This is a genomic window from Neisseria sp. 19428wB4_WF04 (assembly GCF_015235335.1).
GTDB lineage: Bacteria > Pseudomonadota > Gammaproteobacteria > Burkholderiales > Neisseriaceae > Neisseria > Neisseria musculi.
This window is the reverse complement of record NZ_JADGLG010000072.1, coordinates 1-8,564: the sequence shown is the minus strand read 5'-3', so window position 1 is coordinate 8,564 and position 8,564 is coordinate 1. Positions and strand designations below refer to the sequence as shown.

Sequence of the window (8,564 nt, the reverse complement as noted above, 5' to 3'; positions counted from 1 at the left end):
GTTTGCCGACCGACACAACCATATCAACGGCATTGAGAATTTTTGGAATCAGGCGAAACGTGTCTTGCGCAAATACAACGGAATCGACCGAAAATCTTTTCCTCTGTTCTTGAAAGAATGTGAGTTTCGTTTTAACTTCGGGACACCAAAGCAGCAGTTAAAAACTTTGCGGCTTTGGTGTGGTGTTTAGGGCTAATCTACTTCAGCCCCTTTCTTTTTGTTTGAAAAAGCGCGGATTGCCGATACAATGCACGCTTTTCCCGAAACGTGTTGGTTTATGCTGTATTATTTTCTGTGCGATATGTGGGATATTTTGCGCCTGCGTTATAAAAATCCCGCAGATTACCGCTATCCGTTTATCGTTGCCGCTGCCGTGCTGCTGTTGATCGGCTTGGTGAATGCGGCTTCTACTGCACTTTTGTTCGGCAAGAGCCCGGCGGTGGTTGCGCTGACCGTGCTGCTGACAGTGTTGAAATGCGCTGTGCTGAGCTTGGTGATGGGGCGGATGTTGCCGCACGGGAAAACCAAGCTGCCGATGTGGGGTTTTGTATTGGCTTCCGAAGCCCTGTCGGTGCCGCTGCTGGTGTTGTTTTATGCCCCTGCGTTGGCGGCTGCGGGCATGTTTTGGCAGATTTGGATATTTGTTGCCCAAGCGGTCGGATTTATCAGAATGAGCGGCCGGCCGGGTTGGCGGGTGATGTCGGCCTATCTGGTTTATGCGGTATTGACCGTGATAGCGGGCAGTGCGCTGCTGACGGCTGCGGCACAAACCGGCCTGATTGATTTGGACGCGCTCGCCGGGCAGGCTAAAGTGATGTTGGAATCCGGGCCGCAAGCGCGTTAGATTCCGATATGCTGCAATGGTTTTAAAAGGCCGTCTGAATATATTTTTCAGACGGCCTCTCTGCTTTTTCAAACCGGTTAGTGAATCTCCGCTTCTCTGTGGCGTTGCCGGGCTTTGCTGTTTGCTGTATTGTCTGCGGCTTTTTGCGGCCTGGCAGCCCAAAATGAGCGGATTCTCGATACATCGGTTGTTTTCCACAACCGGTTTTGCCGCTTGGCGGATACGGCGCGGCAGTGTTTGGAAACGGTTTTGGCATGTTGAATCCGAAACTGTGGCGCATATTTTGCAGTTTTTAATGCAAGATAACGCCGCCCTGTTGTTAAATATGACTGTTTGCAGGTAACGGATTGCCGCTCTCCTGCGGATAAAACGCACTTTATAAACACACTTTTTTGAGGGAAAAAACATGAACAAACTGATGGCGGTTTTGCTTGCCGCACCCGTTGCTTTGGTTGCACCTTATGCTACCGCAGAAACCCGGCAGCATCCTGCCCAAATACAGGCGCAGCAGAATATCGACACGGTGTTGGCAGTGGCACGCAACGGCAGTTTGAGCGAGCAGCAGAAAATCCGCCGGATTGAAGGCTATGCCGATGGTTTTTTGGATTACGGGCGCATTTCGGCGTTGGCCGTGGGTTTGCCGTGGCGGGATTTTTCAGCCAAACAAAAAACCGATTTTATCGCAGCCTTTAAAGATATGATGATTTCGATGTATGCGCGCTCTGCCTTGATGGGGGCTGCCGATGCACAGGTGAAGCTGCTGCCTAAAATCACCGATAACGGCAATAAGGTGGAGGTGTTTTCTGAAATCCGCACCAAAAAAGGCAGCAAATACGAAGTGGCCTACCAGCTTTACCGGGCGGGGGCGGTGTATAAGGTGTATAACATTCGTGTGGACGGCGTGAGTTTGGTTACAGTTTACCGCAACCAATTCAATGAGTTGATTAAACAGAAAGGCATTGACGGCGCAATCGCAACCTTGCGCGCCAAAGGTTTGAAAAAAGCCGAGCCGCTGTAATGCCTATCTGGTGAATCCACGCATTTTCGATATTCAGGCATCGGGCTGCCGGCAGCATGGGCGGAGTGCAACCGTTCTGCCTGTTGATGCTTTGGAGGCCAAAACAAGCGGTTTCTTTGAGTGAAACCAAACCGCGCCCGCGCCATATAGGGCAGGCGGATTAGCGATGTTTTGATACGGCAGATAAACGGATACTGCAACAAAGGCCGTCTGAAATTTTCAGACGGCCTTTGTTGCAGTCAGATTGAAATAAAATTGCCTGAATCAGCAGGCTCTGCCGCTGCGGGCAGTTTTGCCGCCTGCAGGCTTGGCCGGGGCTTGGAAAGCGCGTTTGGCCGCCTGAAAGATGGCTTGACGTCTGCGGTGGTGCATCATGGTCTCCTTTCGTTGTTGTTGTCATGGCGTGAGATTCAAGCAATATAATGGCGTTGGCTGTTTATTACAAGCCGGGTTTTGATAAACATTGTTTATTTCTGCCAAGTGTGCGGGCTTTGCAACGGTTTCAGACGGCCTATGGCCGGCACGCTTTGAAATCATGACGATGCCGGCCTGCTCTGCATGCCCTTCGGTCTGCCGACCGGCGTTTGTTTGGGTTGGCTGCAGTCAGCCTCGGTAATGCCGCCAAAAATGCGCCGGCGGGCCGCAGCCTTTGCCGATGCGCCAGCCCGCTCCTGCTTCGATGGCGCCGTGCAGATAGGTTTTGGCCGCCGAAACGGCGGTGTTCAGATTGCCGCGTTGCGGGTGCAGGGCAGCAATGGCGGCAGCGAGGGTGCAGCCTGTGCCGTGGGTGTTGCGGGTGTCGATACGGCTGTTGCGGAAGCATTGCGGCCGGTGGCCGGCCACCAAAAGCCAGTCGCGCGCTTCTTTGCTGTGCTGCCAACAGCCGCCTTTGAGCAGCACGGCTGCTGCGCCTTTTTCCATGAGTTGCCGGCCCTGCCCAAGCATTTCATCTTCATTTGCGGCCGTGGTGTTGCCGGTGAGTGCGGCCAACTCGCTGATGTTGGGCGTGATGAGGCCGGCCAGGGACAGCAGTTCGTTGCAGAGGGCCGCTATGGTGTTTTCCTGTGTCAGTTTGTCGCCGGAGTGGGCGGCCAACACGGGGTCGAGCACCACGAAAGCGGTGTTGTGTCTGCGCAATGCGGCGGCTACGGCGTGAATGGAGGCGGTGTCGGGCAGCATACCGATTTTCACGGCATCGATGCGGATGTCGGAAAAAACAGATTGGCATTGTGCGGCCACGATGTCGGCCGGAACGGGGTGGACGGCCTGCACCCCTTGGGTGTTTTGTGCGGTAACGGCGGTAATCACGCTGGTGCCGTAGGCACCGAGTGCAGCAAAGGTTTTTAAGTCGGCCTGAATACCTGCGCCGCCGCCGGAGTCGGAGCCGGCTATGGTGAGGGCGCGGGGAAAAGGTTTGCCGGGCATGGCGTATCCTTGCGGTAGTGTATGTGGAAGGCGGGGCGAAGCAGACGGCCGTGCCATACGGTATAACCCCGCTTGGTTTCTGTTGCGGCATTGCTGCGACTTGGCTCGGAGAGAACGATTTTGTCGGCTGTACGGGCGGCAACAGAGCCGATTCTAACTCGTTGTGTTCAGTCTGCAGCCTGGCAATGGAAATGGATTCGCAATGGCGAATCTGTTGGAACCATTATCAGGCGGCGGGTCGCGGATATTGCCGCAGGACGGGCGGATGCCGTGATTGTTTTTACGGGTTGGCTGTTAGAGGTGCCGTTTTTATTTTGGTTTCATTATAGGGAGGCGGTTTTTTAGTTAAACAGGATATTGCTTGAGCGGTTAAAAAGGCCGTCTGAAAGTATTCAGACGGCCTCGGTGTCAGATGACGGTGAAACACGTGGGGCGAGGCAGGAGGTAAAGATGATGCTGGGCCGGTTTGGCTGCCGCCCCGGCTTCCTGCAATGTTGTTTTTTGGAGGGGCGGGTAATGCTGTTTGTTTTAATGCCGCCATTATTTGAAAACGGGCGGGGCGGATTCCAGCCCGCGCTGCTTTTCGCTCAATCTGCGGTGGATGTCGAGGGCGGTGGCGCGGCGGTCGGCGCCGGAGGGCACGGGGTCGAGAAAATGCAGTTCGGCCACGCCGCCGGGCTGGCGGATAATCATGCAGATAGATTGCAGCAGGCTGATGTCGCCGTGGTAGGCCATGGCGGGGTTGGGGCTGCTGCCGTCGGGGTTGGGGTAGCGGCACAACACCGGTATCAGCGGCACATCTGCTTCATAGGCCGCCTGAAAAAAGCTGGTTTTAAACGGCAGGATTTCGCGGCCTTCGGTGCTGGTGCCTTCGGGGAACAGGGTAACGGTGTCGCCGTTTTTGAGCGCTGCGGTAACGTGGCGGATTTTTTCGCTGTTGCCTTCGGTGCCTTTGTTGCGGGTAACGTAAACGGTTTGCGCCTGCGTGGCGAGATAGCCGACCACCGGCCATTTGGCTACCTCGTCTTTGGCAACGAAGCGGCCGGGAAAGGCACCGTTAACGGCCATGATGTCGAGCCAGGAAATGTGGTTGCTGATCATCATCTGCCCCCGCCCTTTTTCGGGCAGGCTGCCGTAGACGGCGAGTTTCAGGCCGCAGGAGGCAAGCACGCGCAGCGACCATAATTGAATGGCGCGCAATTTGCGCTGTTTGCTGTAAAAGGGGAACAGGAAAAACATTTCGGCTGTGCCGTAGAGCAGGCAGATGCCGATGCAGAGTAGGCGGAAAACGGTGCGTAGGGTGGTCATATTGGGTAAAAAACGGTGGTCCGTATGGTTGCTGGCCGTCTGAAAGGCTTGGGCTGAGCCTGCTGTTGTGCCGCGAACCTGCCCGGTTTGAGCTGCGGCACGCCGTGTTTTTGGCTTGGCAAACTGAAGCGGCAACAGGGGCGGCTTGGTATTGCTGCGCCTGCGGCCGGTTGCCGGGGTGCAGGAAAAGCAGACTGCGCCTGCTTTGCGGCAGCCGTGCCGCGGGTTCAGACGGCCTGTGTTTCAGACGGCCTGCGCATTTCGGGGTTTCAGGCGGGATGTTTCGGCGCGAAACGTTGCAGGTAGCGGTTGTTGAGCCGGGTGATGTCCATCAGAATCAGCACATCGGCGCAATTGAAGGCTTCATCTGCGCAGGGTTCGCCGCAAAACCAGGCTCCGGCTTTGAGATAGCCCTTAATCAGAGAAGGGCACTCGGGGTGTTCGGAGGGGGTGAGCCGTTCCCATTTGAGCGGGTTGAGCGGGCGCACGCGCCACGGCTCGGGAGCCAGATGTTTCTCTTTCAACACATGATACAGCCCGGCTGCTTCGTGGCCGCCATCGGCAGTGCTGATGCTGCCGCAGCCGATCATAAAGCGCAGGTTTTCATCGCGCATGAATTTCACCAGCCCCGTCCACAGCAGCATCACCAGGCCGCCGTGGCGGTAGTCGGGGTGGATGCAGGCGCGCCCCAGTTCCACGGTTTGCGGCAGAATGTTTTGCAGCGGGGAAAGGTCGAATTCGTGTTCGCTATACCACGAGCCGACAGCGCGGGCGGCTTCTTCGGTGATCAGGCGGTAGCAGCCCACCACTTCGCCGGCGGCTTCATCGAAAGCGAGCAGGTGGTGGCAGTGCCGGTCGTATTCGTCGGCATCCAAACCGTTGCTGCCGGGGATGTCGGCGCCCAATTCTTCTGCAAACACCCGGTAGCGCAAGCGTTGTGCGGCTTCGATTTCCTGCCGGTTTTCAGCCAGGCGCACGCTCAGGCCGATTTTGGGGCCGGTGGTGTTGAAACGGCTGGTTTGCGGCATAAACATAATCCTGTGTGGTAAAAATAACCCGCCAAGTATAGCAGACGGCATAAATCAAGTAACTGGTTAATTTCGTTGGCAGAAGCGGCTCAGGCCGTCTGAAACGCTGCTTTCAGACGGCCTGAGGTGTTTTGATGCAGATGTGCAAACGGTTCATAATAACGGCTGCGATTGTGGCGGATACGCCCGACTTTCCTTTAAAAAAACGGCAGGCATTTGGCTATGGACGACACCGATTTCACCACCCGTTACCGAATATTGAAGCGTAAAACCATCCACAAAATCAGGCAGACGCAGCGGCTGTCGCGCAAAACCGTTGCTTTCGCCTTTCTGCTGGCGGGGGCGGCCCTGGTGGCCTTGGTTTCTTTGCTGTTTGCCCATTTGGCCGACTTTGCGTTGGAGCAAAACGCGCTGCTGGTTAGAAAATACCCGTGGTTTGCCTGGGCGGCGCTGCCGCTGGGGTTGCCGCTGATTGTGTGGCTGACGCGCCGCTTCGCGCCCTACACGGCAGGCAGCGGTATTCCGCAGGTGCTGGCCTCGCTGTCGTTGCCCCACGGTGCGCAGAAACTGAGCCTGCTGAAGTTGGGGCAGACCATGCTGAAAATCCCGCTCACTTTTTTGGGTATGCTGGCAGGCACCTCTATCGGGCGCGAAGGGCCGTCTGTGCAGGTGGGGGCGGCGGTGATGGCGGCATGGGGTGCATGGTGCAAAAAACACCATCTGGCTTTCAAAGGCATACAGGAAAACGATTTGATTGCGGCAGGCGCGGCGGGCGGTTTGGCAGCGGCATTCAATGCGCCGCTGGCCGGCGTGGTGTTTGCCATTGAAGAATTGGGGCGCGGCGTGATGTTGCGTTGGGAGCGGCAGATTTTTATCGGCGTGTTGGCGGCGGGTTTCATCCAAGTGGCCATACAGGGCAACAACCCTTATTTTTCAGGCTTTCACGGCACACAGCTCAACCATATGCTGGCCTGGGTGCTGCTGTGCGGTTTGATTTGCGGCGTGGCGGGCGGCCTGTTTGCACGGCTGCTTTATAAAGGTGCGGCCGCATTTGCGCCTGAAAAATGGCGCGCTTGGATACGCCGCCACCCCGTTTTGTTTGCCGGCGTGGTTGGACTGATGCTGGCCGCCATCGGCACTCTTTATCAGGGGCAGACTTTCGGCACGGGTTATCACGAAGCTTCAGGCGCGCTGCGGCGTATGTATGAAGCCCCGGTCGGCGTGGCACTGGCCAAATGGGCGGCTACCGTGCTTTCTTATTGGGCGGGCATTCCCGGCGGCATCTTTACCCCCTCGCTCACTGTGGGCGCCATGCTGGGCCAGCATATTGCCGATTTGGCTGACCTGCAAACCGGCATGAATGTGCTGGTGTTGATCTGCATGACCGCATTTTTGGCGGCTGCTACACAGTCGCCGCTTACCGCCAGCGTAGTGGTGATGGAAATGACGGGCGGACAAAATCTGTTGTTTTGGCTGTTGGTTGGTGCTATTTTTGCTTCACAAGTGTCGCGCCAGTTTTCCCCGAAACCGTTTTACCATGCGGCAGGCGCGCGTTTCCGGCAGCGTGTTCAGGAAGAAAACGCCGCCCGGCAGACCGCTTCAAAGGAGAATCCGTAAATGGCAGTCAATTTGACAGAAAAAAAAGCGGAAGAATTACCCGCTGTTGATGGCATGCAGGTATTTGTGGGCGGGCGTGAAAAAGCCCGACCATGACGACTTAACCCTGATTGTGCTCAACCGTAACACCGTTGGTGCCGTGTTTACCCGAAACCGCTTCTGTGCCGCTTCGGTTTATGCGGCCAAAGAACACCCGGCCAACGAAAACGGCATCCGTGCGCTGGTTATCAACACCGGCAATGCCAACGCCGGCACCGGCGTGCAGGGCCGCGAAGACGCGCCGGCGGTATGCCGTGCTGCCGCAGTACAAGTCGGCTGTGCACCCGAACAAGTGCTGCCTTTTTCAACCGGCGTGATTCTCGAGCCGCTGCCCGCGCAGAAAATCACTGCCGCCCTGTCCGGTGTGAAACCCGTGCACTAGGACCGTGCCGTCCGCGCCATCATGACCACCGACACCGTGCCCAAAGCCGCAGGCCGAGAAGGCAGGGTGGGCAACCGCCACACCGTGCGCGTCGCCGGCATTGCCAAAGGCTCCGGCATGATTTGCCCCGATATGGCCACCATGCTCGGCTTCATTGTTTGCGATGCCAAAGTTTCCCAACCCGTTTTGAAGATGCTCACGCAAGAAATAGCCGATTTGTCGTTCAACGCCATCACCGTTGACGGCGACACCAGCACCAACGACAGCTTCGTGGTGGTGGCCGCCGGCAAAAACGGCCAAAACGAAATCGACAACATCGCCGACCCGCGCTACGACCAACTGAAAGCCCTGCTCGCCGGCCTTGCGCTCGATCCGGAGCAGACTATTGTGCGCAATGAAGAAGGTGCCGCCAAGTTCATCACCATTCGGTGGAAAACGCCGCCGGCCGCTCCGAAGCCCGCCAAACGGCCTATGCCGTTGCCCACCCGCCGCTGGTAAAAACCGCCTTTTTCGCCTCCGACCCCAATCTCGGCCGGCTGCTCGCCGCCATCGGTTGTCCGGTATCGGAAAACTCCGATGCCGGCAAAATGCGCCTGGCCCGATGAGGTTTTGGTGGTAGAAAACGGCGGCTGCGCCGCCGGCTACAGCGAAGAACAGGGGCAGGCTGTGATGGCGCGCGCCGAAATCACTGTGCGCATCGACTTGCAGCGCGGCCGCGAATGCGCCACTGTTTACACCTGCGATTTATCGCACGAATATGTGTCGATTAATGCCGCTTGTCAATTCCATTCCAAAACTGAGCCACAGTTGTGGTCTAAAATTGAGCCACCCTATGAGCGGTGTTTCATCCGGTAAGAATCATTGCCCGTCTCAAAAATATCGCAGCAATAAGTCAGACGCTCC

6 protein-coding genes and 2 pseudogenes are annotated in these 8,564 nt (G+C 56.8%); 5 read left to right on the top strand and 3 right to left on the bottom strand.

The genetic code is table 11. The annotated features are described in order from the left end of the window. The 3 genes and pseudogenes from IR141_RS11425 to IR141_RS11415 form a co-directional block, all read left to right on the top strand. A pseudogene (locus IR141_RS11425) lies at nucleotides 1-190 on the top strand (IS1595 family transposase); the annotation flags it as partial. Between the two features lie 87 nt (nucleotides 191-277). Continuing rightward, a complete protein-coding gene (locus tag IR141_RS11420; RefSeq protein ID WP_135037365.1) occupies nucleotides 278-844 on the top strand; it encodes a hypothetical protein in 567 nt (188 codons plus the stop codon). Nucleotides 845-1,250: 406 nt separating this feature from the next. Further along, nucleotides 1,251-1,862: a phospholipid-binding protein MlaC gene (locus tag IR141_RS11415; RefSeq protein WP_135037362.1), complete on the top strand. Its 612-nt coding sequence runs from the start codon at nucleotides 1,251-1,253 to the stop codon at nucleotides 1,860-1,862. A 603-nt stretch (nucleotides 1,863-2,465) separates the two neighbouring features. On the opposite strand, the gene thiD is transcribed toward IR141_RS11415, so the two are convergent. The 3 genes from thiD to IR141_RS11400 form a co-directional block, all read right to left on the bottom strand. After that, complete coding sequence (gene thiD, locus IR141_RS11410) at nucleotides 2,466-3,287, bottom strand: bifunctional hydroxymethylpyrimidine kinase/phosphomethylpyrimidine kinase (protein WP_135037359.1); 822 nt, start codon at nucleotides 3,285-3,287, stop codon at nucleotides 2,466-2,468. A gap of 540 nt (nucleotides 3,288-3,827) precedes the next feature. Next, nucleotides 3,828-4,595, bottom strand: coding sequence for a 1-acyl-sn-glycerol-3-phosphate acyltransferase (locus IR141_RS11405; RefSeq protein WP_135037368.1), 768 nt, complete (start codon nucleotides 4,593-4,595; stop codon nucleotides 3,828-3,830). A 269-nt stretch (nucleotides 4,596-4,864) separates the two neighbouring features. Continuing rightward, complete coding sequence (locus IR141_RS11400) at nucleotides 4,865-5,623, bottom strand: GNAT family N-acetyltransferase (protein WP_135037356.1); 759 nt, start codon at nucleotides 5,621-5,623, stop codon at nucleotides 4,865-4,867. A 222-nt stretch (nucleotides 5,624-5,845) separates the two neighbouring features. Here IR141_RS11400 and IR141_RS11395 point away from each other — a divergent pair, with 222 nt between their 5' ends. Together IR141_RS11395 and argJ are read left to right on the top strand one after the other, a co-directional pair. Next, entirely contained in the window at nucleotides 5,846-7,240 is a 1,395-nt protein-coding gene (locus IR141_RS11395; RefSeq protein ID WP_135037353.1) for a chloride channel protein, read from the top strand. Beyond that, nucleotides 7,241-8,435, top strand: a pseudogene (argJ, locus tag IR141_RS11390) (bifunctional glutamate N-acetyltransferase/amino-acid acetyltransferase ArgJ); the annotation flags it as partial. Nucleotides 8,436-8,564: the final 129 nt, after the last annotated feature.

Coding starts and splice junctions, on each gene's coding strand:
- IR141_RS11395 (WP_135037353.1), top strand. CDS start 5,846: ATGGACGACACCGATTTCACCACCCGTTACCGAATATTGAAGCGTAAA.
- IR141_RS11420 (WP_135037365.1), top strand. CDS start 278: ATGCTGTATTATTTTCTGTGCGATATGTGGGATATTTTGCGCCTGCGT.
- IR141_RS11415 (WP_135037362.1), top strand. CDS start 1,251: ATGAACAAACTGATGGCGGTTTTGCTTGCCGCACCCGTTGCTTTGGTT.
- thiD (WP_135037359.1), bottom strand. CDS start 3,287: ATGCCCGGCAAACCTTTTCCCCGCGCCCTCACCATAGCCGGCTCCGAC.
- IR141_RS11405 (WP_135037368.1), bottom strand. CDS start 4,595: ATGACCACCCTACGCACCGTTTTCCGCCTACTCTGCATCGGCATCTGC.
- IR141_RS11400 (WP_135037356.1), bottom strand. CDS start 5,623: ATGCCGCAAACCAGCCGTTTCAACACCACCGGCCCCAAAATCGGCCTG.